A 25,703-nucleotide genomic window follows, 5' to 3' on the forward strand; every position below is an offset into this window, starting at 1 on the left:
GTAATGTTATATGGGGAGAAGCTGCATAAAGAGATTTCAAAGTTAGTTGATGATATAGAAAACGGTGCTAAATCAAGACCAGATTTAATCGGTCAGACTGGCACAATTACACGTACCATTGAAATAATTGACGCAACGGAAAGTGAACATGGCGTATCAGTGCGCGTGAGCGATAATGTCGGTGAAGTTTATTGGACGGATTTACAAGATGTTGAGTTAGATTAGGGGGTGAGATAATGAGAACAGATTACCTTATCCAACTTATAAAAGAAGATAAACTTATGAAGTTCTATAAGTCTAAAGAGTGGAGAGCCTTAAGATTAAAAGCAATCCAACGAGCTAAGAATGAATGTGAGCATTGCAAACAGGAAGGAAAGGTAACAACACGGGACACACTTGATAAGCGTGGACGTAAGACGAAGATGGATGTGAACCATATCAAACCGGTTAAGACTCATCCACATCTTGCGTTGGAATTAGATAACCTTGAATACATTTGTGTACGTCACCATAACATTGCTGATGGTAAGGACAAGATGATTAACAATAGTAAACCTAAGTTCGTTAATGAGGAACGGTGGTAGCTATGATAATTGTGGATGGTAGCTGGACATTCGATACTGACTTAATGATTCAATATGCTGAGAAGGACGAGCGCACATCGTATGAGCGCGACATGCTTAATCAGTTTCGAAGGTATTCTTACTGGCGTTACTGTCAGATAAGAGACTGTGTGAACCCAAGGAAGTGTAAGAGACTTAAGCTTACTGATGTAAGAGAAAGATTACAAGAAGAAGAGAATTTAATATTTACAAAAGATATTTTAAAGATTTCTAGTGAAGAAGTCTTTTTTATTTTGGATTTTATTGAAAGGTATTTTGAGTTAGTTTCTTAAACACCCCCCGGTCAAAAGTTTTGGTTTTTATTTGGAGGACCATTCAACGGGGGGAGGAGATGAGAAAAAATATTTTTTGAGATATCAAATTAAGAGGGGGGGTACATGTGCAAAAACTATCAAAGAAAGCACAAATCAAACAAGATTTATTACAACAATTGGAAAATGCTAATTTGAATGGTATGCACTATGTTGACCTTGTTGACGATTACATAACATTGTTCGATACGAAAAACAAATTAGCGAGAGAAATTAAAAAGAATGGACCAATGATTGAATGGCAGAATAGTGAAAGCCAAAAGGGAATGAAAGCTAATCCAGCTACGAAAGAATTTCGTGAAACCAATAAACGTATGACGGACTTATTAAAAGTGCTTGGTTTAAAAGAACCTGTATACGATGGAAGTAATGATGACGATGATGTCTAAGCAATCGGTAACATATCATCCATATATCGATGAATATATGAGTATGGTAGAAAGTGGTCAAATCAAATCATGTAAAGAACAAAAATTATTAATGAAATATGTTCGAAAAATATTAAGCCGAGACGACATCTACTTCAATGCTAAAGCAGCAGAGGATTCTATTAATGTTCCCGCTAAATATTTTCCGTTTGAATTATTCCCATGGCAAAAGTTTTTAAATGCATTGATGTATGGCGTGCGCTTCAAAAAAGATGATCGTATTGTATTTGATGAAGTTTTAATATTAATGGGTCGTGGTGGCGGTAAAACAGGTTATATGGCATATGATTCTTTTTATATGATGACTGGACATCATGGTATTAATAATTACGATATTGATGTAGTTGCAACCAGTGAAGATCAAGCGAAGCGAACATTTACTGATGTATATAATGTTATAAATACGCCATCTTTTAAAGAGAAGTTTAAAAAAATTTTTAAATGGACATTAGAAGAAATTCAACATAAAAAAACAAATTCAGTGATGAATTATAATACTTCCAACTCTCGGACAAAAGACGGTAAACGTACTGGATGTGTAATTTTTGATGAGGCACATGAATACGAAAATTACGATAATATCAATGTTTATACAAGTGGTCAAGGTAAAGTAAGAGGTTCCCGAATCATTTATACCACAACAGATGGACACGTAAGAGGTGGGCCACTTGATGATTTAAAAGAAACAGCAAAATTAATTTTATCTGGTGAGATTGAAGATATTCATTTTTTACCATTCATTTGTAAGTTAGACAGTGAAGATGAGGTTGATGATCCGGCAAATTGGGAGAAAGCGAATCCTTCTTTACCATACAATGATGAGTTAAAGATAAAAATGAAACGGGAATATCAAAAGATGCAACGTAATTCGAAATTACGAGTCGAATTTATGACAAAGCGTATGAATATCCCGATTTCAAATATCTTAGAAACAGTTTGTACCTGGGATGAATTAGAGAGAACAAATCAATCTATACCAGATTTATCTGGATGTGAATGTATTGGTGCTGTGGATTTCGCGCAAGTACGAGATTTTTGTGGAATGGGTCTATTATTTAAAAAAGATAATAAACGATATTGGTTACATCATTCCTTTATTAATCAAGTTGCACTAGATATTCAAGATATAAATATGGATGTTATCCGAGAAGCGGAAGCAAAAGAATTATGTACCATTATTCGAACTGAAAAATCTATTGATCCACACCGGGTTAAAAATTGGTTCTTAGAAATGGCTAAGAAATATAGAATCAAAAAGATTTGTATGGACTCGCATCGTGCAAGTGTATTAGGACCTGTACTTGAAGAAGCGGGTTTTGAAGTCGAAATTGTAAGAAGGGGACATATTACGCATTCAAAATTATCACCACTTGTTGATGATTTATTTATTAATGGAAAGTTAGTATTTGGTGATGACTTATTAATGCGTTGGTATGTATGGAACACTTTCAAGGATAATAAAAACAATGGGAATATCGAATATGCAAAGATTGATCCAGAGAAGCGGAAAACGGATGGTTTTCACGCTTTTTTACATGCTCTTAATTTAGATAGTGAATTGAAAGAATCCAACGCTTTAACAAAAGAGAATGTTAGAAAGATATTTAGATCATTTAATGTGTAAAAGGTGGTGAGAATATGGGATTAAGAGAATGGATAAGTGGCTTTCTTGGAAGTAATAACACTTTTACTTTAAAGGAGTGTTTTTATGAATTAAGTGTTGATTATTATTATAAAAAATTAGCTGTGGACAGTTGTATTGATTTAATAGCTAATGCTCTAACCAGGAGTGAATTTCAAACGTTTGAAAAAGGGAAAGAAAAACGTGGTGAAAATCATTATTTGCTCAATGTACAACCTAATCAGAATCAAAATGCATCAGAATTTATGCATAGCTTAGTTAATCATTTAATTATGGAAAATGAATGTGTAGTAATTATGCAAAATAAGCAATTATATATTGCAGATTCCTTTGAAATTACTAAGTTTGTGTTAAAAGAAAACATTTATAACAATATAACAATTGGTGATTTCACCTTTGATAAATCATTTAATGAATCTGAAGTATTTCATTTTAAATTGAATGACCGCAATATTATGCAAGTCATAGATGGAATGTATAACAGTTTTGGGAAATTGCTTGCATCTTCCATTGACTATTATAAAAGAAAAAATAATAAGCGCTTGTTAATTAAAGGTGATTTTCTAAGAGCGCAAGATCCAGAAACGCAAGCCGCGATTGATGAAATGTTTGAAGGTCAGTTAAAAAATTGGTTTAACGCTGATAAAGTAGGTTCGGCTTTTCAATTACAAAATGGATATGAAATTGAAGATATGAGTGATAGTAAAAATGGTGTCGCAAACAATAGCACAAGCCGTGATATTAGCGATTTAGTTAGTGATATATTTGGTTATGTAGCAACGGCTTTTCATGTGCCTATCGGCATTTTAAAAGGTGATGTGGCTGATATTGAAAAGCAAATGGATTCATTTTTAGCATTTTGTATTAATCCGATTGCTGAATTGATACAAGATGAATTTAATCGAAAGATGTACAAAAAAGAAGAGTATTTAAAAAGAACATATTTAAAAATTGATACAACAAAAATTAAGATTGTTGATATTACGAAATTATCAACCGCAATGGATAAATTATTTGCGATTGGTGGTCTAACAATTAATGATGTCATAATGATGCTTGGAAAAGAGCCTATTGATGAAGAATGGGCAAACAGAAGACATGTAACAAAAAACTATCAAGAAGCTGATTCACTGGAAGGAGGTGAAAAGGATGAAACGTTACAAGAATGAAAAATATAACCATCTAGCTAATGTCCAACATGCCTTTAAGGCAGAAGCGAAAGCTGATTCACTGGACATAACGATTTATGGTGATATTGGTGAATCATGGTGGAGTGATTCTACATCCGCAGTTGATATTGAGAGAACATTAAAAGCTACTTCAGCAAATATTATTAATATCAATTTGAATAGTCCTGGTGGGGATGTATTCGATGGGATTGCAATTTATAACCAACTAAAAAACCACCCGGCAAAAATTATCATTAACGTAGATGGACTGGCCGCAAGTGCCGCATCTATTATTGCAATGGCAGCAGACGAACTAATTATGAATACAGGTTCTATGTTAATGATTCATGAAGCCTCTACATGGACTTGGGGAACAAAATTAGATATTCGCAAGACATTGAATGCTCTTGAGGGAATTGATAAATCGCTTGCGGATATTTATATGACCCGTTATCAAGGGGAACGTTCAGAAATTGAGACAATGATTGCGAATGAAACATGGTTTACCGCCAATGAGGCAGTAGAGATTGGATTGGCTCATAAAGTAAATGAACATGTAGAAGATGACGATGAGGTAGATCCAGAGGAATTTAAAAATAATGTACTTCAGAAATTCCGAAATAAAAATAACCAACAGAATGAACCAGTAGCAGCAGGTTCAAATGAAAATATACTTAACAAATTTAAGCGCGCGTAAAGCAGTGCTTTTTTTATTGTCTTAAAAACAGGAGGGAATAAGATGACTATTAAAAATTTAGATCGTCCGATAATCGAAAATAAAGATCAACAAATTAATAATGTAAAAGAGGCGCTTGAAACAGGTGATGCACAAGCGGTAGCGGCACGAATTGTCGCAAATATGGAAAACAACATGCAACATTTTCAAGATATGATGAACGATGTAATTAATGAAGCACAACAAGCAAAAAATGAAAATTGGGATGCTCAAGTGTTGGCCTCTCGTGGTGTACGTGTTTTAACTAATGAAGAAAAGAAATTTTATAATGCAGCAATTGAAGTTAAATCATTTAGCGAAACACATCAATTAATGCCGCCAACTGTTTTTGAACGAGTTTTTGAAGATTTAGAAAAGGAACATCCGTTACTTTCTCTTGTTAATTTCCAAACCGTAGGTGCAAAGACGCAATGGGTTGTTAGAAAAGAGGGTACTACGACAGCGTTCTGGGGCGATGTATGTGACTCGATAAGAGAAATGATTGATGAAGGTTTTGAAACAATTGAAGAAGGAATGTACAAACTTAGTGGATTTTTAGTTGTATGTAAAGCAATGTTTGAACTAGGTCCTGAATGGTTAGATAAGTATGTTCGTACATTTATGAAAGAAGTTGTAGCAGAAGAATTAGAAAAAGTTATTGTTATGGGGACAGGGAAAAAACAACCAATTGGTATGATTAAAGATTTAAAAGGATCAGTAACAGATGGTATTTATCCAGATAAAAAGAAAGTTGTTTTAGAAGACTTTACTCCTGTAACAATCGGTAAAAAAATCTTAGCTCCTACTACTAAAGGAGGAACGAAACGCTATACAGGGGTAACGCTTATTGTGAATCCTTTGGATTATGCAACAAAATTTTTCCCGATTGGTGCAAAACGTAAAGATGATGGTACTTGGACATATGATAATTTTGGAGTGCCAGGTTTAACGATGGTTCAATCACCAGCCGTCCCATTAAATACAATGATCTCTGGTAAACCGAAAGATTACTTTATGGGAGTTGCTTCAGAACAACGTTTAGAGTCAGACGATACAATCCGTTTAATTGAAGATCAACGTTTATATCTCGTTCGTCAACTTGCAAATGGTCGTCCGTTAGATCCTGATTCGTTCACTGTATTTGACATTACAGCGCTAGAAGCGAAAGAAGGCACTACAACGCCCTAATCCATCCTCTCCTGTTGAAGAGAGGAATTATTCAGCATTAACGAAGGTAGAGATTCAGTCTTTATTAGATCAAAGTGGTATTGAATACAAGTCTAATGCAACAAAGGCTGAACTAATCACTTTATTAGAAGGTGATGCGAATGGATGAGCTTTTGAATGAACTAAAAGATGTTCTTAAAATCACCTGGAATGAAGAGGATGCTAGTTTAATAAAACTTTTAGAAAAGGGAAAGGCGTATTTGTCAGGATTAACAAATGCGTCTTTTGATTTTTCAAAAGAGCTAATACCGAAAGACTTGCTGTTAGAACGGTGTCGGTATGTCTATAACAATGCAGGTGATGAGTTTGAAAAGAATTATAAAAATGAATTATCCAGGCTTATTTTAGATGTGGCTTTAGGAAAAGTTGGTGTAATCAATGGTTCTAAAATCGTATAGAGAAACCTTAAATGACGGATTTCTACAATATGGATATAAAAAAACAGAGCGTTCAGAAGAGGGAAAAAGAATAGGTGAGAAGTTTCGTGAAGAAGGAAAGCTTGCCTATAAAGTGATGTCTTTACGGGACAGTGATTATAAAATGGTGGGCGTTTTAACAACGGGATTAGATTTAAAAGTTAAAACACTGTATCCATCTTCCTTTAGAAAGATAAATAAAAATAAACTTAAGGTATTAATGGATGGAATCGAATATGACGTGATTAAAGCGGATCATGATTCTAACAAACAATACCTTTTCTTTTATTTGCAGCAGGCGGTGAAATCTCGTGAATGAAAAATCTAAAAAGCTTATGAAGGAGCAAAGAAAGGGCATTAAAAAAGCTCTTGAAGATGGATTTAAGCTTTTAGTAGTTGAAGATGAACTAGCAGAAGATGAGGAATCGCAATTAACAGAAGAGGGATACAACTGTTTTATTTTGGAATATGGTGAGTTTCAACCGTCTTCTAATGATCGTACAATTTCTCAAAGCATATATGTAAGTTATTTATCGGAAAATCAATCGAATTTAGATGAGCAGGTCATTGATATTATTTCGTGGGTTGGCAAGGTGAAAATGGTATCCTTTGTAGTTTCTAAAAGTGATCGCCTTCAAGTGAAAGATACAGATCGTTTTATTGATCGTGTTGTTTTTACGTTTAAGAGGGTGATTCCAATTGAGTGCATTTGAGCTTGATTATGAAGCGATAGAAAAGCTTGAAGAAAAAATGCGGTTATTACCAAATAAGATGGAACCTACAATCAATACCATCCTCCACACGGACGGTATACGAATTGCGATAGAAGAGATTACAAAGCTTATTCCGGTATCTCGTTCTAAATGGAGTGTTCGAAATAAAACCCATGCCAAAGATAGCAATTGGTCAAAAAGTGAAAAGATGAATTTAGGTTTTAGGATATTGGCCCGTGGTGGAGCAGCTAATAAAAAAGGATCGTTTGGTTATCTAGTCTTCCCGAACGAAGGGAGAGGTTCACATAATCCCTTAGAACAACGATTTGCGGAGCGTGGGATTGTGAACGCTAGGCCAAGAATTTTAGGAGAGCTACACAAAGGTGTAGATAAAGTATTGAGGAGGAATTTTAAATGGTTAAAGTAATTGAAGAATTTGATTCCGTATCGATTGCGAATGCAAGTATTCAATTTAAGAAGAAAGGAACGCAAGAGCCAGGAACAAAATTTGGATGTGTAGGATCAATTGAAGGGGAACCAGAAAACAAGGAAATGAAAAAAACATGTGGTGGCGTGACGTTGAAAAAGAAATCAAAAACCACGGAACTTAAAGTTACTGTTTCAGCGCATATTCCTGTTAAAGTAGCAAGAGATTATTTTGGTTTTAATACAACTGGATTAAAGCCGGGTGTATGGGCGTTCGGTAGTGATTCAAAGGGATATGATTTTGTATTTACGGCTGATGTAGTAGATGAGTTTCAAGATGTTGTAAAACTCATTGCGTTTCCAAATTGCTCAAACTCCACTGGTTTTAAATTTGCTATTGCGAATGGTGAGGAAGAATTGGCAATGATGGAATTAGAATTCTCGGCTTTACCAGATGATTTAAATAAATTCTATTATGAAGCGTTTGTGGATGAGTTAGCAGATGCAACAGTGGCTCAAAAATGGCATACACAATTTAATTCAGCCCTTGTAAAAGGAACAACTTCAGCTTAAAGCCCTAGTTTCATACAGGGCTTTTTCTTTTGGATTTAAATAAGTGAAAAATGAAAGTGGGGAAATTGCAGATGAAAGTACAAAAAATAACACTAAAAGAAGTCGAATTTGTAGAAGTAGAAGGTGAGTATGAACAACGTTTTATTAATAAACAAAACTATCCGGCATTTTTAACGAATTATGCTTTAAAAAAGGGACAAGAAGAAGGGCTTATTACTAGTTCAATTATTGCTGATATTGTAAAATTCCAAGCTTTAGATGGACTAAGAAATGAGGATAATAAAGACTTATCAGCTTTAGAACAAATCGATCAAACAAGTATTCATAAAGTGATTTATATGTCTTTTAAAGGAGCAAATCCTAAAGAGAAGTTAACATTTGATGATTTCTTACAGAAGTATCATGATTCATTAGCGGAATCTATGGAACTATATACTAAGCTTGTTGTGGATGTAATTAGTCAAGATCCAAATCAATTTGCCGCAGCACTCAAAAAAAGCACAAATAGCGGCGGTAACGGTGAAAAAAAGTAAAAAATCCAGACATTAAAATTGAATGTGTGGAAGATAAATACGTCTTGTATTGTCTAGTCTCTGGAATAGATCCAGAGACTTTTTGGCATGAGCCAATTTCGTCTGTTGAGCGTATTTACGCAGGGATTACAGCGTTTGAAGCATGGCGTAATAATCCCAAGTAAAGGTAGGTGAGAAAATGGCCAGAAATAATTCGGAAGTTGAAGTTATATTTAAAGCGCAAAATAAAGATTTTAATGATGCTATGAAGGGCATGAATCAGGAAACTAAAAAACTTCGTCAAGAAATGAAATTGCAAGAAGAGCAGATGAAGTTAAATGCTACTGATTCAGAAAAACTACAAGCAAAGCTTCAAAACCTTTCCCAACAGTATGCAGTTGCACAAAGGGCAACGCAAGCAACGGCGGAACATTTACAACGTGCTAAAGAATTGTACGGAGAAAATTCTACTGTTGTAGCAAAGCTAGAATCAAAATTACGAAGTCAACAAATAACAGAACAACAGTTAGCGAATAGTATCAAACAAACTTCTGAAAGTTTAAAACAGGCGAGAGATGCTGAACAAGAAAGAACAAGTGAAACAGCTAAAGCGGCTCAAAAACTGAAAGAGCTAAAAGGACAGGAAGAGCAGTTGCAATCTTCTCTTTCTAAGTTGAATGCTCAATACGAGTTACAAAAAGCGACGCTTGGTGAGAATGCTTCAGAAATAGAGAAATTACGTTTAAAAATAGATAATCTTGGAGAGCAACATACTGTTGCAGCTAGTAAAGTACAAAACTATCAGAAACAGTTAGATCAAGCCAAACAGCAGTATGGTGAAAATGCTAGTGAAATCCAAAGATATGAAACGCAGCTTATACAATCTAGGACAGCAGAACAACAGTTGCAGAACCAATTAAGTGCGACAAATAGAAGTTTGCAGGAACAAGAAAACGCAACGAAACAGTTAAAGACATTCTTTGATGCGACTGAAACGAGTGTAGATCATTTTGCAAATGCATTAGGAAATAACCTTACAAACGCAATACGAAACGGTACAGCGACAGCTAGGCAGTTAGAACAAGCGATCCAAATCATCGGCCGTGAAGCATTAGGTTCAGAAGCAGATATTGAGAAATTACAGCGATCTCTTCGTTCAATAGATGATGGAAACTCATTACAACAAGTTCGAAATGATTTGAGAGACCTTTCACGAGAAGCAGAGAGAGCGTCGCACAGTTTCAAAGAATTAGATATCGGCTTAGAAAATATTCTAGGTGGATTAATGGCTGGAGGTGGTATTTCAGGAGCCATTGAGCAAGCGCTTGATACCTCTAAGTTAAAAACAAAAATTGACGTCTCTTTTGAAGTTCCAGCATCCTCTAAAAAATCAGTAGAAGAAGCGGTTCGCGGGTTAGAAGCTTATGGTGTTGATGTGGAAGAAGCACTGGAGGGTACACGTAGACAATGGGCATTAAATCAAACTGTAAGCGATAAGGCTAATGCTTCCATTGTAAAAGGAGCAGGAGCCATTGCAAGTGCATATGCAGGTATAGATTTTACTGAGTTAATTCAAGAAGCGAATGAAATTGGTAATGAATTAGGGATAACTAGTGATACGGCTTTAGGGCTAACGAATCGTCTGTTGAAAATTGGCTTTCCTCCTGAGCAATTAGACATTATTGCTGAATATGGTGGGCAACTAACACGAGCGGGTTACAATGCTGAAGAAGTACAAGCGATTATGGAGGCTGGTGTTGATACAGGTACCTGGAATTAGATTATAGTTCCCTTGTATGGCGACATACAATGAAAAACTCCTTTAATTCAGTGGAACTCTCAAATGAGACAATACTGAGCGAAGCCTTTTAATTAAGGAACGTGCAACGACTAGTCGAGAGACGTAGGGTGTAAGCAAATGACACTCGAAACGGGGAGCAACTCAAGTAGTTGAAGATATAGTCTAATCTATGCGGTGACGTATAGCAGTTCATAAGAGAACGGGCGTGACGTTGCGAATCACGTTGACTACAAATGATTGATAATCTCTTAGATGGATTAAAAGAAGGCCGTATTAAAGCGGCTGAATTTGGTCAAGGTGTCGACAAGTCTATGAAAGAAGCTCTTGAAGGCACTAAAATATCGGCTGATCAGTTAGAAAAGTGGGGGCAATCTGTCGCTAAAGGCGGTAAAGAAGGTTCAGCAGCTATGACAGAGATTGCGAAAGCATTGGCTAGTATTGAAGATGAAACAAAGCGAAATGAGATTGGTGTTAAGCTTTTCGGAACGATGTATGAAGATCAAGGCCAGAATATCACCAATACACTTATTGGCGCTCAAGATAAAGTTATAGATTTAAACAAGAATCAAGAACAGCTAAATGAAATGATTAAGAAAATGGATGCCAGCCCAGCTGTAAAGTTTCAAAAAGCTATGAATGACTTAAAAATGGCACTTGAACCTGTTTTGGGAGTCATTGCTGATGTAATAAGTGCTTTTGCGGGCTTCGTTTCGGAACACCCAGCGTTATCAGCAGCTATAACAACAATTGTAACAGCGCTCGGGATTCTTGTTGGAGCATGTATGGCGTTAGCCCCAGTATTTGTCACCTTATCCAGTATAGCTGGTATATTGGGTGTGAGTATTGGGGCTGTTGCTGGTCCAGTTGCATTAGTAGCAGGTGGAGTGATAGCTGCATCGGCGGCTATTGCTGGATTGATTATTTGGATGAGAAATTTATGGCAAACCAATGAAGGGTTCAAAAATAGCATTACGAATGTAATTGAAAGCGTTCAAAACTTTGGACACGCATTATCTTCACTAGGTAAATATCTATTCTATACGGCTGTTGATGGAGATTATTTAAATGATTGGATTACTCATTTGCCAAAAGGATTTCAAGATGCGGCTGAAATGATAGGGTTGGCAGTTAGTAAGATACGTGAAGCATGCCTTCATCTTTTTGATGCAGTAAAAGCGGTCTTTTCGGGAGATTTTAGCCAGTTAGGTGAAATTTTTAAGATGATTGGCCCTACAATCGCAGGAGCAATTATTGGTGGGCTTCCTGGTGTACTCGTCTCGGTATCTCGTTATTTACCAGCTATAGCGGAGTATTTGAATACAAACTCAGGGATTATTCTTGAAACTATTACAAATATTTTTAACAATATAGCTAACTTCGTAACAACAGTATTACCGCAATTTCTTGAAGCGGGATCACAAATGATTTCAAACCTTGTGAATGGTTTGGTTGTAGCAGCTCCAATTATGCTTGAAGCCATTGTTGGGATTATAAACACAATTTCACAGATGATTGCTACCTATCTCCCTATGATTGTTCAAATGGGAATACAAATCATTCAAACTTTAATTTCTGGAATTGTACAAGTCTTACCTACTCTGATAGAAACAGGACTTCAATTGATTCTAACTTTAATAAACGGAATTATGCAGATGCTTCCACAGTTAATCCAAATAGCTGTAACAATTATTCAAACTATTATTAACGGAATCATGTCATTTTTACCTCAGTTAATTGAAATGGGAATAAATTTATTAGTTTCATTAATTACAGGAATCACACAAGCTTTACCAATGATTGCTTTAGCGATTATTACAGTCATTACAACTTTAATTGAAGCCATTACAGCGAATTTACCTATGATTATTGAAGCTGGTGTTAAGGTTTTAACTAGCTTAATAGATGGAATCATTAAAATGCTACCGCAACTTATTAATTTAGCGATAAATCTTATAACCAAAGTGGCGGATACTTTATTAACAAACTTACCTAAAATAATTGAATCCGGTGTAAAGATTTTAATGGCCATTATTGATGGTATCGTACAGGTGTTACCACAGCTTATTAATGCAGCATTAGATTTAATTGTCAAAATAGCATCCACATTAATTGCAAACTTGCCGAAGATACTTGAAGCTGGTGTGAAAATTTTACTTATGTTGATTGCTGGGATTGTAAAGGTGATACCGGAATTAATTGCCGCAGCATTAAAGCTAATTGTTACTTTAGCAGGAGAGTTAATTAAGAATCTACCTAAAATCCTTGAAGCGGGTGTTCAACTGATCTGGGCTTTAATAAAAGGTATTGTGAGTATGGTAGGAAAATTAGGTTCTACAATCGTGACAGATATTGTACCGAAGATTGTTGATACACTAAAGAAGATTGATTTATTCAAGATAGGTAAAGATATTATAAGTGGATTGATAGACGGTCTAGGTAGTATGACTGGTAAAGTGTTAAGTAAGGTGAAATCTATTGGTAACGATATTCTTGACGGTTTTACTTCCTTCTTCGACATCCATAGCCCTTCTCGAAAAATGAGAGATCAGGTTGGTAAACAAGTTGGTGCTGGGCTTGCTGTTGGTATGGAACAATCAATGTCGACAGTTCTTGCGGCAGCTAAAAACTTAGCAAATTCAGTGTATACGGTATTAGAAACAACGTTAAATACTTTCAATAGCTCCACTTTAAACGACATGAATAATAACAATCCTCTTCGGAGCTATTTTGAGGCAATATTGGAAGATGGTGACTATCTTAATGATTGGATTACCCATTTGCCTGTAGACATGAGGGATGCACTTAAAAAAGTTGGTAAAGAGCTTGAAGGTTATGATGTTAATAGTGGTATGAGCGAAAACAATCCTGTTGCTCGTTATATTCGTAGTGTATTAGAGAGTGGAGATCCTTTTCAAAAGATATTAGAAGAGGAATTTGTAGAGTCTGGAAAGTGGTTAGAGATAGGTAAGAAAGTAGCTGGTTTCAGAGAACAAATTTTTAGAGATTTTTATAATGCTCCAAACCAAAAGTCAACCAAAGGTAATGTGTTACAATCCGCACTTAATAACATTTCAAATATGGTTGATGATACTTTTAAAAAGTTAAATTTATATGGAATAAATAAACAAGATAACATCACTTCTAATCTGTCTACGTTAGCGACAAGAGCAGTTCAACCGATTGTTCAACAAATTGACAGTGGTCCTGTAGAAATTAATTTTTATAACACAATTAATAATGAACGTGATGTGGATCGTATGTTTGAAAAAGCAAATGATTGGTTTGCTGAGCGTGGCCGTAATGTAAAAATAGGAATAGGGAGGACTTAAATTGCTAGACATAGGTATCGATAATCAGTTAGCAAGTGACTATGGAATATGTATGGTAGAACGCCCTGTTATTCCTACAGCAGAACAGGAAGTAGAACATATTGAATTGCCGGGTAGACATGGTTCACTTACAAAAAAAGGGGCGTTTAAAGACGTCCCTTTAAAAATAAAATTCAATATGCTTGAAGAAGAGAATATTAAGCCATTAGTTCGGCGCATGAAGGCTTGGTTGATGAATGGCAAGACACTATATTTTACAGATGATGATGTGTATCGAAAAATTAAACATGTTGTAGTAGGTGATATTGCAAATGAAATAGAAGAACACGGTGAGTTTGAAGTCGACTTTACGCTTGATCCGTTTGAGTATACAGAAGATGCAAACATAATGTTGAGTACTCCTGGAACTATTTATAATCCAGGTACAATGGAATCAACTCCAATGTTGTTCATTGCAGGGAATGGTACATTTCGAATTTTCATTAATGATGTTTCTTTTCAGATTAAAGATGTAAATGGTTCTGTTGTAATAGATTCAGAATTATTAGAGGCATACAGTGGTACAGTATCAATGAATGATAAGATGATTGGTGGTTTTCCAGAATTCCAAATAGGAGAAAATAAAATAGAGTGGTCAGGTGCTATTCAATTTATTTCAATTCAACCAAGATGGAGATATAAATAATGATTACTTTATATAAACCAAATGAAACAGATTTTACGCATAACGGAATTGGTGTTTTAGATAAACATATTTATAGTGCAACTGTTGAGGAAGAACTCAACGGTTTATTTGTTTTTAATTTTAATTATCCTTTATTTGCTCCATATGGAACGAAGATTGACGGAATGAGCATTATAAAAGTTCCTACTCCTGATGGGGAACAGTTATTTCGCGTGGTGACTCCTAAAGTGAGCATGGGAGAAATCAAAGCGGTTTGTTATCACATTTTTTATGATTTAACGGAAAACTTGGTTGAAGATATATTTATACAGCCTACAAATGGTAGTGGGGCTATGGCTAGGTTATCATCAGGTTGTCAATATAAGCATCCGTTTACTTTTTATTCTGACGTAACGAATATATCCACCGCACGTATTGTTCGAAAGAATCCAGTGGAAGCAATGTTAGATACGAGCCAAGATAACTCATTCGTGAATCGATGGGGCGGGGAATTAAAAAGAGACAACTTCGATGTTAAGATGCTGAAAAGCCGAGGAGCTAATCGTGGAGTAGTAATAAGACATAAAAAAGATTTGTTAGGTTATGAAGGAAGTGTGGACTGGAAAAGCCCTACTACCAGAATTATGCCGCAAGGGTTTGACGGATTGTTATTACCAGAAAAATATGTAGATAGTCCACTGATTAATAAGTATCCACATCCGAGAATACGAGTTATTGAATTTAATCATATAAAAGCAGCAATTGGTAAAAATGCAAATGATGAAGACGCATTACCTGTAGAAGAAGCATATAAAAGGTTACGTCAAGCCGCTAAAGCTATGTTTGATATTCAGATGGTAGATCAACCGAAAGCGACATATAAGGTTGAATTTCAAGAGTTGTCTCAAACAGAGGAGTATAAAGAATATAAAATTTTGCAGCGTGTCTGGATGGGCGATATTGTTACAGTTAAACATGAGGAAGATGGTATTGATATTCAAGCAAAAGTCATTGCGTATAAATATGATCCAATTAAAAAGGAATATATCAATGTAACCATTGGTAACTTTAAAGAATCTTTTACAGACATGGCGGGTAAAGTAGATCAAATTCAACAAGATTTATCAAATATGCCAGGATCTTTACTTGATGCAGCGAAAGAAAATGCAACAAAACTAATCAATTCAGGATTTGGTGGAAATGTTCGTGTATATCCAGACCGAATTCTAATTATGGACACAAAAAATGAAATGACAGCTTCAAAAGTGTGGCAGTGGAACATAAACGGGTTAGGTTATTCATCAAACGGGGTAAATGGTCCGTATGAAATAGCAATGACAAAAGATGGGCGTATTGTTGCGGATTTTATTACAACTGGAGTATTGAATGGAAATTTGATTCGAGGCGGAGAAATAACAGGAACTACTCTTAGAACTGCCAATGATTCTAACTATGTCTCTATTTCCAAACAGTTTATTAGGTTAATGGAATCGTATATCACTCGGATTTTCATGGGCTATTATATAAATCAAAGTAATATCATGCAACCCACTATTGTATTAGGTGGCAACAATGATATAACAGCAACGCAGGGTGCAGTGTTAGTTTACCAACTCGAAGGTTCTCCCAAGTCAGGAGGAATCGGAATATCAAATGGATACCTAAATGGTGATCCAAACAGAGTCTATTTTTCAGCGGCCCTTGCGTTTAATCAAAATGGACATGCAGAACTAAGAGCGGATCAAAGCCTAGAACTAGAGTCAAAAGAATCCTATGCTTCTTTGAGAAGTAAAAATAATCTTTTTCTGGAAAGTAGAACAGGTGGTGCTTATTTCACTGCAAAAGAAGGGTTTAATTTCCGCCAAAATGGAGATCGAGTTGTTGATTTGAAGTTGACACCTGGTGGAGATAGTGACATCGTATTTCAGAACATTTTATTACGGAACAACAGAAATTATGAAAATACCTATGTGCAAGTGAAAAGTGCTGGGGGAACTTATTTCAACGGTGTTTTAGCAGCAGATTTTAAAGTATCTTCTAAAAAGAAATATAAAACGAATATACGTGATATTAAATTTGATGCGTTAGAGAAGGTAATGGGCTGGGAAATTAAACAGTATAACCTTAAGACAGAAGTAGCCGAGTTATATGATATGCGTATGAAACGTAAAGAAGGAGATCCAATCCTTACAACAAAGGATATTACAACTCATTATGGAATTGTACTTCCGGATGAAGCAAAAGAAAATGGTGTTGGCATCTATGGAATGATTTCGCAGACTGTTAAAGCATTTCAGGAGTATGTAACTAAAACAGATGCTAGAATCGAAGAATTAGAGCCGATAAAGCCTAAAGGAAATATAAAACACAGGAACAAAGTAAAACGTCAAAGAAGACCGCCTAGACGCGTGAAAAGGAATAGTTAGAGAGAGGTGTAGTCATGCGAAATGAGGAAATTATTATAGATTTAGCAGATCCTGTGTTTACCAAAACAATTCGTTCGAGGCAAAATGATAAAAACGGATTGAAGATTACTGTAAATGTAAGAGAAAAGGGGCAACTTGTTGATTTAACAGGGTATGCAGTGAAGTACGAAGCGATTAATCAAGTCGGACTGTTTGTTCGGGATGATGCCCAAATAGTTGATGCAAAGAATGGTGTATTTTCATATACGTTGTCCTCACAAGCTGTTTCCACATCGGATGATTGGACAGCTTATTTTGTTATGGAAAAAAGTACAGAACGAATGAGTACACCAGACATTCGGATTACATTAAGGCGAGATGTAAAAGAAGGAAATGTTAAAATAGAAAACTATATTTCAGAGTTCGATAAACTCAAAAAACAGATAGATGCTTTGCAGCAAGCGGTTGATAAAATGGATGTTGTAAAGCGATCAGGCGGGATAATGACAGGTTATCTAACAATGAGACCGACGCCCGGTTCCAATATCGGATTTGGATTCAATAGTGAGGATAAGGTATTAGATATCGGTCTTGTAGGAGCCTCGGATGGTCAATTCTATTTAAAAGACTGGAAAAATAATAAAGTGTTGCTTGATAAATCACCTACTGGGGTATTCAATGTTTTTGCTGATAATCTTCTAAAAAAAGCTGGCGACATCATAAATGGATTACTTGAATTTAAGAGCGATAATGCAATAGTGCTAGGAAGTCGTTCTTTTAAATCAGTTATTCATAAGGGTTCGCAGGGAGAATTGATATTTGCACCTTCCACAAAAGAACAAGGGGATACTTGGGATTGGTCTAAAAGAGTAGAATTTCGAACAGATGGGACAATTAGACAAGCAAATGATACAGGTTGGATTAACCTTCCTACAACTGGGGTAGAGAATGTTCCTGATAGAATTTTGAAGTACAAGAGAAGTGGGGAACAAATATCTGTCATTGGATCAGTTAAATATCTAGCAAATACAACAGTATTTGCAACCCTTCCGGCTGGATTTCGCCCTGTACAACATATTGCTTTCCCAGCACTTGCATATGGCAATGGACCAACAGTTTGTGAAGTTACAGTAAAAAGTGATGGTGGAATTTTCTTGAATGGTGTTCAAAATGGAAATGTCATTCATATTGCGATGAGCTTTTTAATTTAGTTATTACAAGTCAAGCGTGCATAAGCAGGCTTTTTTATTTTGTATAAAATAGTGCTTTTATTTGGAAAGGAGTTGAACCAATGCCAGAGCAAAAACATGATGATTTTAAAGAACTATTAGTAGGGTTAACAAGGGTAGAAACAAAGTTAGACACACTTGGTAACGTTAAGGATGTTGCGATTGAAGCGCAGCAATCAGCGAAAAGTGCTCATTTACGAATTGATCGATTAGATAAGTTAGTATTTTGGATTGGTACTACAGTAGTTGGAGCTATTATCACTGGTGGGATAATGGCTCTTTTTAAATTCGCAGGAAAGTGATCGTATATACGGTCACTTTTTTTATTGAAAGGAGGTGAGAATATGAAAAATCTTGATGCAGCATCAATTAGTCGCTATGTCATATTGGTTATTGCTGTGATTAATAGTGTCTTAAATCTTGTCGGATACCAAACGATTGATGACAAAATCACAAATGATTTAGTAGCCGTAATTACAGGTGCATTCACTTTGTATATGGCGTGGAAGAACAATTATTTGAGCAACAAGGGACTACAACAAAAAGATGTATTAGAAAAAAATAACTTACACTAAAAGGAGATGTTCAATAATGGAAATTAGAAAAAAATTAGTTGACCCAAGTAAATATGGTACAAAGTGCCCTTATACAATGAATCCAGAATTTATCACAGTTCACAATACGTATAATGATGCTACAGCAGAAAATGAAGTATCTTATATGATTCGCAATGACAACCAAGTTTCGTTTCATATTGCAGTAGATAATAAGGAAGCTGTACAAGGTATTCCTTTAGAGCGTAACGCTTGGCATTGTGGTGATGGTGGAGGAAATGGCAATCGAAAGTCTATCGGGGTTGAGATTTGCTACTCTTTAAATGGTGGAGATCGATATTATAAAGCAGAAGATAATGCAGCTATCGTTGTAGCTCAACTCATGAAACAGTACAATATTCCAATTAGTAAAGTTCGCACACACCAATCATGGAGTGGAAAGTACTGTCCTCATCGTATGTTAGCAGAAGGACGTTGGAATAGCTTTATTGAAAGAGTCCAAAACGCATACAATGGAGGTGGTAAAGTAACACCTACACCTATTCCGCCGTCAAATAACGGGACAGGTATTGCGTATATTGAGGGGAATGGCGTTAACCTTCGTAAAGGTCCGGGTACTGGATACGGGGTTATTCGTCAATTAGGTAAAGGTGAATCCTACGAAGTATGGGGACAATCAAACGGGTGGTTAAACCTTGGTGGTGATCAGTGGATTTATAATGATCCATCATACATTCGTTATACAGGAGGGGATGCACCCGAACCTTCTAAACCTTCAAATGATGGCGTTGGTGTAGTGACCATTACAGCTGATGTATTGCGTGTTCGTACTGGTCCAGGAACTAACTATGACGTCGTGAAAAATGTGTACCAAGGTGAAAAATATCAATCATGGGGATATAGAGATGGTTGGTATAATGTTGGTGGTGATCAATGGGTTTCAGGTGAATATGTGAAGTTTGAAAAGTAAACAACGAAAGCCGTCCTATTGGGCGGCTTTTTTATTTTGACTTTTATCAATCACTATATACGTTTTGTTTTTATTGATCCAACTTTATTATTCCATTTCTTATCAGTTCCATCAATATAGTACTCATTCAAATTAACGGTTAAGTAACTTGATTCATCTGTATTCTTGATTGTTATCTTCTTCCCTTCATAATCTTGATCTCTGTAAAGAGTCATAGAGGAGGATGGAGGCATTTTTATAGATGATATGCCAGCATCTCCTACAAAGTTTTTAGAACTACCAGGAGTTAGAGTGAAAAATTCCGTTCCTCTCAGATCACTTAAGTCATAGAAGGAGAATTCATATGATGCAATACCTCTATTTTCTGTAGAAACCTCAGATTTACTTGTTTGAGCACCAGTAGCACTTACTTGTTCACTAAAGCCAAAAAGGAAACCGCCGCTTAAAACCAATGATGTAACAGTTAAGCTTTTTAGTAATTTCTTCACTTTTAATACACCTCCTATTTATTAACACAAATTCATCGTACAGCTTCAATCTTTCTCTAAACTTTCAGTTACCTTACAATAACCTTAAAAAATGTAAAAAGGCTGATAATAATTAGTCAGCCACATCAATAATTTCATCAAATTTAAATTCCGTATTTAAATTAAATGCATCTGTACAATGCACCGTATTAGTATGTAAATCAATTCATGTGACAGTTATGTACATATTGCTGATAAATCCGTCTCTATAAAAAGAAATAAGGATATCTTCCTGCCTCTGTGCAGAATCAATTAAAGCACGTTCAATCCTCTCTTTTGTATCTTGTGTAAGCATCGGCTTAGGTACTTTGTTCAACTCACCCATTATTTCTCTGATACCTGCAAATTGCTCCGGCATACTGGCGAAAGGTTGCCATTTTACCATATTATCAAGACTTTTTTTCGATTATTGTAACGATATTAATGCCTCTATCGTTGTACACATATCTTCATACATAATTCTCTTTATAATAGATTTCTATATTTTAAAGTTTGTTAAGCAATTTTTACATTTTGATACACCTGGAAAATTAAGACACATATGTAAGCTATTTTTAATACACTGGGATTTTATATGCCAACTTAAGTACCTTTACAGTGGTGTTTAAATACAATGGTATGAGTAGTTACCATTGTATTTAAGTGTTCAATAAATATCAGAATAACGAAGGGGTTTGGCTGATGAAGGACAATATTAAAGGATTAATTGAATATGGCGAACGTATTCCACATTTTCATAAAGATTTCCCCATAATTTTATTTTGGAGTCACAGAAGTGGTTGCACTTCTCTGGCGAATTGGTTTTTCTTCCAAATTGGGTTATATGAGGAAGCAATGAAATATGCACCGTTCATTCATTACTATGAATCTGAAATATACAAAAATAAAATTGATTACTACAAAGATTTAGAAATGCAGCTCTTGAAACTAAGTAAGGATACCATAAAACTTGTACGCAACCCTTATAAAAGAGCTGTAAGCTCATTTTTAATACTTTATGACAACCCTTACGCCTCGAAACAGTGGGAACAGATTAGAGAATATTTTTATAATGATAAAAATGATTCGAAAGGAATTTCATTTAAGCAATTTTTATATTATGTAAAAGATATGGGCCCTAAGTCCAGTCAGTTAGATCAACATTTTTTACAACAATATATTGAGGGGGAAGAAAAGGTCATCAAACAAAATATAAAACTAGAGAATTTTAATACAATAATTCCAAAGTTGGAGAAAGAATATGGATTACTTTCTTCTGATATATCACTCCTTACAAACTCCAATCACCATAGGGCACATCAAATGATTCATAAAGGAAACTATGCAGATGATGATATTACAAACCCACACTTCCCTTCATTACCAACCTATCGAAGTTTTTATGATGAAGAAGCTCTAAACCTTGTTTCAGAAATATTTACTGACGATTTTGAAGCATATGGATATAAGAAGAATGAAATTAATTTTTAACTAATATACCTATCACCCCACTATGTATAGAGTCTCTTTAAAAACTATAACCACTATGAAAAGCCAGCGGTATGGAAGGGGAATTATAATGAGTATTTCTATTATAATGATGGGTTTCATTATAGGGGGATTGGTTGGAGTAACAGGGATAGGCGGAGCTGCATTACTGACTCCATTTCTTCTAACATTAGGTATAAGTCCTTCTGTGGCTGTTGGAACGGATCTAGTATATAATTCTATCACTAAAATGTTTGGCATATCCCAACACTGGAAACAGAAGACCATCAATTTTAGATTAGTAAAATATCTAGCTGTTGGAAGTATACCTAGTGCGGTTATCGCAGTGGTAACAATTCATTTCTTACCAATTTTTCATTATAATCGAGAGGGAATTATAAAATATATATTAGGTTATGTTTTAATTATTGCGGCAATTTCTATTTTTATAAAAGCATTTTTCTATAATGAATCTACACAAAATTATTTTCAAAAACAGACTATGACACAAAAAAAGAGCCTAACAATTATTATTGGTGCAATACTCGGTTTTATCGTGGGACTTACTTCTGTGGGATCAGGCTCTTTATTCGCTATTGCAATGATATATTTATATCGACTGAAACCATCCGAATTAGTAGGCACGGATATTACACATGCGTTTTTATTAGTGACGGTTGCAAGCATACTAAATATAAATTTAGGAAACGTAGATTATCTCTTATTAATTCACTTACTCATTGGTTCTATCCCAGGTGTCATACTTGGTAGTAAATTCTCCACTAAGATCCCAGTTAAACCTCTTCAAATATTTTTAGCTATCATTATTGGTGTTAGTGGACTAAAGATAGTTATCGCTTATTAAAAATATTTTATGTTTTTTCTATATAAGAATGGAGGTTCAAAATGGATCATACAGAACTATATAATTTTATACTCAAGCAAGGGCGTGTACCTTATTTTCATAAAGATTTTCCTCTTATCTTGTTTTGGAGTCAAAAAAGCGGTTGTACTTCACTAGCACATTGGTTTTTTTATCAAATTAATCTATTTAAAGAAGCAATAAAATATGAATCGTTCATCCATAACTATGAGTATGATGTATATAAGAACTCTACAAAGTATTTAATACAAGTAGCTATCGCGTTACAAATAAAAGAAAAGAATACGTATAAACTAGTAAGAAGCCCTTATAAAAGAGCAGTAAGTTCTTTTACTTCTCTTATTTCTCCTCCAAATATTTCTCATCCTGCATGGAAACCTATTCGTTTATTCCTTTATGGTGATGAGACATGCAACAAACCAATCTCTTTTAAATTATTTTTGTATTACCTAAGAGCTCATATGAACAAATTAGATGAGGTGGACCCTCACTATAGTCAACAATATATCGAAGGAGAAGAAGAATTCGTTACAAACTATATTTATCTAGAAAATTTCAACACAGGCATTTCAAAACTAGAAGAGGAGTATAAATTAAAAAAATCACCATTAGATCTATTATCAAAATCTTGGCATTATCAAGCGAGTAAGATGATTTATAAAGGAGTTTATGCAGAAGCTGATATTACAACCCCTATTTTCCCACGATTCCCTACTTATGATAGTTTTTATGACGCAGAAACGATTCAATTGGTCCAAGAGGTATTTGCAAAAGATTTTAATATGTATCATTATGATTTAAATCCTATTTCTTAAAATAAAAATATTCAAAGCCTGCTTTATTAAGGGTGTTATTTTAAAACTGATAGGACGATATCACATATTTATAAATTTTCATAAACCTTTCCTAAATCTTTTTTTTAGTTGTGTTTTTAAGTGCTCGTTTTCACTTTCTAATAGCTTGTTCTTATGTTTTAAAAGGTTGATCTTATTCTTTAAAGTTTCTATGATTACATCTTTTGATGCATCAGATGTATTTCTTTTTAGAGTTTTTAAATCATGTAATCCTTCTTGCTGTTGACGTAAGTCTTCAATCGTTTTTCTGATTAAGGGTTCTCTATATAAATATGCTTTTGAAACCTGTGCTTTTTCTGAAACTGAATTAAAATTAATTTTTTGTCCTTCTTTAATCATTAACTGTATTACTTTATTCACTCGATATTGCGTTTTCTTCTTTTTTTAGAAGCGTAATTCAATAACCCTGTTGTATTTGGCTCATTTTTGTTTCTATGTAATTAAAATTTACTTTTTGATAATGCTTTGAATATTGGAGTAATGATTTTACTCATTATACGAAATACGTTAAAAATAGAACGAATTACCTTCATATTAGTTTTCCCCTTATTATTTCCACTCGATTAGAGTGTTTTTATTACAGCTATGACATTTAAAATTGCCGATACCTTTTTTTACTGTCTGTTTTCTATTACAGTTGGGACAATCTACACGTTGAAAACCAAAAGAACCAACAAAGAAAGGTAATCCAAAGGTAATTAACGGTATACCAGCAATTGCTCCAATAATGGTTAAACATAAGATGATTCCTATAACTAAAAAGAATGATCCTGTTAAAAATGATAACGTTCTTGCTACAATCCCCTTTTTCTTAGTTATGCCCCACCTTTGCCCCGCTTTGTAGAAGAAGATAGAAAACATTTAGAAAAGTGTATGAGTGAAAACGCTGATATAACTAGATATTAACAAGGATAAAAGGGGTGTATCTATTTTTAGGGCGAGTACAATAAAAGAAATAAAAAAAGTGCTAACAAGTTTGCAAACGAACTTGCTAACACTTATACGGAATAGGCATAAAATATCGCTGATATGTCACCTTCAATAATAGTTAAAATCAATTAGAAAACACTAAATCGAAATGCTTATAAAATCAAATTGAATATACGTGGTATTGTAATAAATTCAAGCGCAATTTGCTTTGGATAAAAAAATATTTGAGTTAAATCTAGAGCATGTATTAATAGTATCATGAAGCTTGTAAGAATTATAAAACTACCCCAAAAGAAACTTTTTGAAGTATTGCGAAAATCTTTTATTAAAGAAAAGAATGAAAAAATGCGGTAACAATGAGAATTAAAAATTTATACTTATCAGACATTGTGATCCTCCTAAAGAACAGTAATTTATATTATAACGTATTTTTTTTCTATAATTATAAAAAGATTTTCAAATGCCTATGTTGTAGACTTATTGTTTTCATTTTGCATACAATCGTATAATATTAAATTGAATAATATTGAAGAGCTTTATTAAGCTAGCGTCACAAAACAAAATTAATATTATAAAGTGAGAAACATTCTAGTTTATTTCGTAGTCCCAATCCATAAATTAGAACTACGAAATGGATTATTAATAAAAACATTTTAAGATTATTATAATAATGATGTGGTGTATACAGAAAAGAGGATGAAAAAAAGCATCCAGAATGAGTTGATAGCTAGTGGATAACAATTGAAATAGCACTGAAAACTAATAAAACAGCCATAATGATGTTAAATAATTGATTATGTTTTAATAAAAGTTTTTGAAACATGGAACCAAAAAGGCTCCAACTAAATGTACTCAGTAAACCGACTATACCTAGAAATAATGAGAAAAGTAGAAAACTTGAATATGAATTGTAGTAAGGGAGTATAAAAGTAGAGACTACTGTGAGTCCGAATAATATTCCTTTAGGGTTAAAAAATTGAAGGAAAATACCCACTGTAAATAAGTTTTTATTATTTTTTTCATTGTGATCTGCACCGCCTTTACTAGTGATTATTTTAAAGGCTAAATATAGCATATACGTGACACCTAAAATTTTTAAAGGAAATTCAATTATAGGGACAATATTAATTAATACAATATTAAAGAAACTACATAAAGAAGTGAGGATGAAAAAAACGAATGCTACTCCAAAGCAAAAGTTTATGCTTCTCTTTAATCCATGTTGATTTGCGTATGTCATAGCTAAGAAATTGTTAGGACCAGGTGTGAAGCTACTTATAAATACAAATAACAAAAAAGAAAATATAGGCATTTCAACCTCCTTATTTTTTGTGT

At 34.4% G+C, this 25,703-nt stretch carries 29 protein-coding genes and 3 pseudogenes; 26 read left to right on the top strand and 6 right to left on the bottom strand.

What is annotated here, in order from left to right; genetic code table 11:
• Positions 1–3: 3 nt before the first annotated feature.
• The 23 genes and pseudogenes from CGQ22_RS08230 to CGQ22_RS08340 all read left to right on the top strand — a co-directional run bounded on the left by CGQ22_RS08230 (position 4) and on the right by CGQ22_RS08340 (position 19,707).
• Positions 4–225, top strand: a complete 222-nt coding sequence (locus CGQ22_RS08230) for a hypothetical protein (RefSeq protein WP_089148534.1) — start codon at positions 4–6, stop codon at positions 223–225.
• A gap of 11 nt (positions 226–236) precedes the next feature.
• Complete coding sequence (locus tag CGQ22_RS08235; RefSeq protein ID WP_001258413.1) at positions 237–584, top strand: hypothetical protein; 348 nt, start codon at positions 237–239, stop codon at positions 582–584.
• Positions 585–586: 2 nt separating this feature from the next.
• Positions 587–895: a hypothetical protein gene (locus CGQ22_RS08240; protein ID WP_089148535.1), complete on the top strand. Its 309-nt coding sequence runs from the start codon at positions 587–589 to the stop codon at positions 893–895.
• A 107-nt stretch (positions 896–1,002) separates the two neighbouring features.
• Positions 1,003–1,323 carry a P27 family phage terminase small subunit gene (locus CGQ22_RS08245; protein WP_001170969.1) on the top strand — a complete coding sequence of 107 codons (321 nt, stop codon included), beginning with the start codon at positions 1,003–1,005 and terminating at the stop codon, positions 1,321–1,323.
• Positions 1,307–2,986 carry a terminase TerL endonuclease subunit gene (locus tag CGQ22_RS08250; RefSeq protein WP_254704106.1) on the top strand — a complete coding sequence of 560 codons (1,680 nt, stop codon included), beginning with the start codon at positions 1,307–1,309 and terminating at the stop codon, positions 2,984–2,986. The genes CGQ22_RS08245 and CGQ22_RS08250 overlap by 17 nt, the downstream gene beginning before the upstream one ends.
• Before the next feature lie 14 nt (positions 2,987–3,000).
• On the top strand, positions 3,001–4,173 hold the full coding sequence (locus tag CGQ22_RS08255) for a phage portal protein (protein ID WP_089148536.1): 1,173 nt from the start codon (positions 3,001–3,003) through the stop codon (positions 4,171–4,173).
• Positions 4,154–4,870: a head maturation protease, ClpP-related gene (locus tag CGQ22_RS08260; protein ID WP_086391596.1), complete on the top strand. Its 717-nt coding sequence runs from the start codon at positions 4,154–4,156 to the stop codon at positions 4,868–4,870. Before CGQ22_RS08255 ends, CGQ22_RS08260 begins: the two co-directional genes overlap by 20 nt.
• Positions 4,871–4,912: 42 nt before the next feature.
• Complete coding sequence (locus CGQ22_RS08265) at positions 4,913–6,076, top strand: phage major capsid protein (protein WP_089148537.1); 1,164 nt, start codon at positions 4,913–4,915, stop codon at positions 6,074–6,076.
• Between the two features lie 37 nt (positions 6,077–6,113).
• Positions 6,114–6,224, top strand: a pseudogene (locus CGQ22_RS32885) (hypothetical protein); the annotation flags it as partial.
• Positions 6,217–6,513, top strand: a complete 297-nt coding sequence (locus CGQ22_RS08275) for a hypothetical protein (RefSeq protein ID WP_089148538.1) — start codon at positions 6,217–6,219, stop codon at positions 6,511–6,513. The pseudogene CGQ22_RS32885 and the gene CGQ22_RS08275, both read left to right, overlap by 8 nt.
• Complete coding sequence (locus CGQ22_RS08280) at positions 6,494–6,850, top strand: phage head closure protein (RefSeq protein ID WP_089148539.1); 357 nt, start codon at positions 6,494–6,496, stop codon at positions 6,848–6,850. The genes CGQ22_RS08275 and CGQ22_RS08280 overlap by 20 nt, the downstream gene beginning before the upstream one ends.
• Positions 6,843–7,244 carry a hypothetical protein gene (locus tag CGQ22_RS08285; protein WP_240522243.1) on the top strand — a complete coding sequence of 134 codons (402 nt, stop codon included), beginning with the start codon at positions 6,843–6,845 and terminating at the stop codon, positions 7,242–7,244. The genes CGQ22_RS08280 and CGQ22_RS08285 overlap by 8 nt, the downstream gene beginning before the upstream one ends.
• On the top strand, positions 7,231–7,671 hold the full coding sequence (locus CGQ22_RS08290) for a hypothetical protein (protein WP_089148540.1): 441 nt from the start codon (positions 7,231–7,233) through the stop codon (positions 7,669–7,671). Before CGQ22_RS08285 ends, CGQ22_RS08290 begins: the two co-directional genes overlap by 14 nt.
• Positions 7,659–8,243 carry a hypothetical protein gene (locus tag CGQ22_RS08295; RefSeq protein WP_033693050.1) on the top strand — a complete coding sequence of 195 codons (585 nt, stop codon included), beginning with the start codon at positions 7,659–7,661 and terminating at the stop codon, positions 8,241–8,243. The genes CGQ22_RS08290 and CGQ22_RS08295 overlap by 13 nt, the downstream gene beginning before the upstream one ends.
• 71 nt (positions 8,244–8,314) lie before the next feature.
• Positions 8,315–8,776 (top strand): hypothetical protein, encoded by a 462-nt coding sequence (locus CGQ22_RS08300; RefSeq protein WP_089148541.1) that lies wholly within the window; start codon positions 8,315–8,317, stop codon positions 8,774–8,776.
• A gap of 178 nt (positions 8,777–8,954) precedes the next feature.
• Complete coding sequence (locus CGQ22_RS08305; protein WP_089148542.1) at positions 8,955–10,535, top strand: coiled-coil domain-containing protein; 1,581 nt, start codon at positions 8,955–8,957, stop codon at positions 10,533–10,535.
• A 509-nt stretch (positions 10,536–11,044) separates the two neighbouring features.
• Complete coding sequence (locus CGQ22_RS08310; protein ID WP_254704107.1) at positions 11,045–13,885, top strand: hypothetical protein; 2,841 nt, start codon at positions 11,045–11,047, stop codon at positions 13,883–13,885.
• Position 13,886: 1 nt separating this feature from the next.
• On the top strand, positions 13,887–14,570 hold the full coding sequence (locus tag CGQ22_RS08315) for a phage tail domain-containing protein (protein WP_089148544.1): 684 nt from the start codon (positions 13,887–13,889) through the stop codon (positions 14,568–14,570).
• Positions 14,570–16,975: a phage tail spike protein gene (locus CGQ22_RS08320; protein WP_089148545.1), complete on the top strand. Its 2,406-nt coding sequence runs from the start codon at positions 14,570–14,572 to the stop codon at positions 16,973–16,975. Before CGQ22_RS08315 ends, CGQ22_RS08320 begins: the two co-directional genes overlap by 1 nt.
• A 14-nt stretch (positions 16,976–16,989) precedes the next feature.
• Positions 16,990–18,165, top strand: a complete 1,176-nt coding sequence (locus CGQ22_RS08325) for a BppU family phage baseplate upper protein (protein ID WP_089148546.1) — start codon at positions 16,990–16,992, stop codon at positions 18,163–18,165.
• Between the two features lie 80 nt (positions 18,166–18,245).
• Positions 18,246–18,485 (top strand): hemolysin XhlA family protein, encoded by a 240-nt coding sequence (locus tag CGQ22_RS08330; RefSeq protein WP_001115042.1) that lies wholly within the window; start codon positions 18,246–18,248, stop codon positions 18,483–18,485.
• Between the two features lie 42 nt (positions 18,486–18,527).
• Positions 18,528–18,758 (top strand): phage holin, encoded by a 231-nt coding sequence (locus CGQ22_RS08335; protein WP_000792639.1) that lies wholly within the window; start codon positions 18,528–18,530, stop codon positions 18,756–18,758.
• 16 nt (positions 18,759–18,774) lie between these two features.
• The gene (locus CGQ22_RS08340) at positions 18,775–19,707 is read left to right on the top strand and encodes an N-acetylmuramoyl-L-alanine amidase (protein ID WP_089148547.1); all 933 of its coding nucleotides are present in this window, start codon (positions 18,775–18,777) and stop codon (positions 19,705–19,707) included.
• A gap of 53 nt (positions 19,708–19,760) precedes the next feature.
• Here CGQ22_RS08340 and CGQ22_RS08345 read toward each other — a convergent pair whose 3' ends face one another.
• Positions 19,761–20,195 carry a hypothetical protein gene (locus CGQ22_RS08345; protein ID WP_089148548.1) on the bottom strand — a complete coding sequence of 145 codons (435 nt, stop codon included), beginning with the start codon at positions 20,193–20,195 and terminating at the stop codon, positions 19,761–19,763.
• A 112-nt stretch (positions 20,196–20,307) separates the two neighbouring features.
• Positions 20,308–20,619, bottom strand: a pseudogene (locus CGQ22_RS08350) (YolD-like family protein).
• Positions 20,620–20,915: 296 nt separating this feature from the next.
• Here CGQ22_RS08350 and CGQ22_RS08355 point away from each other — a divergent pair.
• The 3 genes from CGQ22_RS08355 to CGQ22_RS08365 all read left to right on the top strand — a co-directional run bounded on the left by CGQ22_RS08355 (position 20,916) and on the right by CGQ22_RS08365 (position 23,399).
• Positions 20,916–21,704 carry a sulfotransferase family 2 domain-containing protein gene (locus CGQ22_RS08355; protein WP_089148549.1) on the top strand — a complete coding sequence of 263 codons (789 nt, stop codon included), beginning with the start codon at positions 20,916–20,918 and terminating at the stop codon, positions 21,702–21,704.
• An 88-nt stretch (positions 21,705–21,792) separates the two neighbouring features.
• A complete protein-coding gene (locus tag CGQ22_RS08360; protein ID WP_089148550.1) occupies positions 21,793–22,566 on the top strand; it encodes a sulfite exporter TauE/SafE family protein in 774 nt (257 codons plus the stop codon).
• Between the two features lie 41 nt (positions 22,567–22,607).
• Positions 22,608–23,399, top strand: coding sequence for a sulfotransferase family 2 domain-containing protein (locus CGQ22_RS08365; protein WP_089148551.1), 792 nt, complete (start codon positions 22,608–22,610; stop codon positions 23,397–23,399).
• A 78-nt stretch (positions 23,400–23,477) separates the two neighbouring features.
• Here CGQ22_RS08365 and CGQ22_RS08370 read toward each other — a convergent pair whose 3' ends face one another.
• From CGQ22_RS08370 to CGQ22_RS08385, 4 genes and pseudogenes are all read right to left on the bottom strand, one after another.
• Positions 23,478–23,777, bottom strand: coding sequence for a DUF6262 family protein (locus CGQ22_RS08370; RefSeq protein WP_254704097.1), 300 nt, complete (start codon positions 23,775–23,777; stop codon positions 23,478–23,480).
• A gap of 210 nt (positions 23,778–23,987) precedes the next feature.
• Complete coding sequence (locus CGQ22_RS08375) at positions 23,988–24,299, bottom strand: DUF5362 family protein (protein ID WP_254704098.1); 312 nt, start codon at positions 24,297–24,299, stop codon at positions 23,988–23,990.
• 221 nt (positions 24,300–24,520) lie between these two features.
• Positions 24,521–24,756, bottom strand: a pseudogene (locus CGQ22_RS08380) (hypothetical protein).
• A gap of 339 nt (positions 24,757–25,095) precedes the next feature.
• Positions 25,096–25,680: a LysE family translocator gene (locus CGQ22_RS08385; protein WP_089148552.1), complete on the bottom strand. Its 585-nt coding sequence runs from the start codon at positions 25,678–25,680 to the stop codon at positions 25,096–25,098.
• Positions 25,681–25,703 lie beyond the last annotated feature (23 nt).

Source organism: Bacillus sp. M13(2017) (genome assembly GCF_002218325.1).
Taxonomy (GTDB): Bacteria; Bacillota; Bacilli; order Bacillales; family Bacillaceae_G; genus Bacillus_A; species Bacillus_A thuringiensis_K.

Excerpts from the sequence above, each read along its gene's own strand:
- CGQ22_RS08230 (WP_089148534.1), top strand. The coding sequence starts at position 4 with ATGTTATATGGGGAGAAGCTGCATAAAGAGATTTCAAAGTTAGTTGAT.
- CGQ22_RS08235 (WP_001258413.1), top strand. The coding sequence starts at position 237 with ATGAGAACAGATTACCTTATCCAACTTATAAAAGAAGATAAACTTATG.
- CGQ22_RS08240 (WP_089148535.1), top strand. The coding sequence starts at position 587 with ATGATAATTGTGGATGGTAGCTGGACATTCGATACTGACTTAATGATT.
- CGQ22_RS08250 (WP_254704106.1), top strand. The coding sequence starts at position 1,307 with ATGACGATGATGTCTAAGCAATCGGTAACATATCATCCATATATCGAT.
- CGQ22_RS08255 (WP_089148536.1), top strand. The coding sequence starts at position 3,001 with ATGGGATTAAGAGAATGGATAAGTGGCTTTCTTGGAAGTAATAACACT.
- CGQ22_RS08260 (WP_086391596.1), top strand. The coding sequence starts at position 4,154 with ATGAAACGTTACAAGAATGAAAAATATAACCATCTAGCTAATGTCCAA.
- CGQ22_RS08265 (WP_089148537.1), top strand. The coding sequence starts at position 4,913 with ATGACTATTAAAAATTTAGATCGTCCGATAATCGAAAATAAAGATCAA.
- CGQ22_RS08275 (WP_089148538.1), top strand. The coding sequence starts at position 6,217 with ATGGATGAGCTTTTGAATGAACTAAAAGATGTTCTTAAAATCACCTGG.
- CGQ22_RS08280 (WP_089148539.1), top strand. The coding sequence starts at position 6,494 with ATGGTTCTAAAATCGTATAGAGAAACCTTAAATGACGGATTTCTACAA.
- CGQ22_RS08295 (WP_033693050.1), top strand. The coding sequence starts at position 7,659 with ATGGTTAAAGTAATTGAAGAATTTGATTCCGTATCGATTGCGAATGCA.
- CGQ22_RS08300 (WP_089148541.1), top strand. The coding sequence starts at position 8,315 with ATGAAAGTACAAAAAATAACACTAAAAGAAGTCGAATTTGTAGAAGTA.
- CGQ22_RS08305 (WP_089148542.1), top strand. The coding sequence starts at position 8,955 with ATGGCCAGAAATAATTCGGAAGTTGAAGTTATATTTAAAGCGCAAAAT.
- CGQ22_RS08310 (WP_254704107.1), top strand. The coding sequence starts at position 11,045 with ATGTATGAAGATCAAGGCCAGAATATCACCAATACACTTATTGGCGCT.
- CGQ22_RS08320 (WP_089148545.1), top strand. The coding sequence starts at position 14,570 with ATGATTACTTTATATAAACCAAATGAAACAGATTTTACGCATAACGGA.
- CGQ22_RS08325 (WP_089148546.1), top strand. The coding sequence starts at position 16,990 with ATGCGAAATGAGGAAATTATTATAGATTTAGCAGATCCTGTGTTTACC.
- CGQ22_RS08330 (WP_001115042.1), top strand. The coding sequence starts at position 18,246 with ATGCCAGAGCAAAAACATGATGATTTTAAAGAACTATTAGTAGGGTTA.
- CGQ22_RS08335 (WP_000792639.1), top strand. The coding sequence starts at position 18,528 with ATGAAAAATCTTGATGCAGCATCAATTAGTCGCTATGTCATATTGGTT.
- CGQ22_RS08340 (WP_089148547.1), top strand. The coding sequence starts at position 18,775 with ATGGAAATTAGAAAAAAATTAGTTGACCCAAGTAAATATGGTACAAAG.
- CGQ22_RS08355 (WP_089148549.1), top strand. The coding sequence starts at position 20,916 with ATGAAGGACAATATTAAAGGATTAATTGAATATGGCGAACGTATTCCA.
- CGQ22_RS08360 (WP_089148550.1), top strand. The coding sequence starts at position 21,793 with ATGAGTATTTCTATTATAATGATGGGTTTCATTATAGGGGGATTGGTT.
- CGQ22_RS08365 (WP_089148551.1), top strand. The coding sequence starts at position 22,608 with ATGGATCATACAGAACTATATAATTTTATACTCAAGCAAGGGCGTGTA.
- CGQ22_RS08370 (WP_254704097.1), bottom strand. The coding sequence starts at position 23,777 with ATGATTAAAGAAGGACAAAAAATTAATTTTAATTCAGTTTCAGAAAAA.
- CGQ22_RS08375 (WP_254704098.1), bottom strand. The coding sequence starts at position 24,299 with ATGTTTTCTATCTTCTTCTACAAAGCGGGGCAAAGGTGGGGCATAACT.
- CGQ22_RS08385 (WP_089148552.1), bottom strand. The coding sequence starts at position 25,680 with ATGCCTATATTTTCTTTTTTGTTATTTGTATTTATAAGTAGCTTCACA.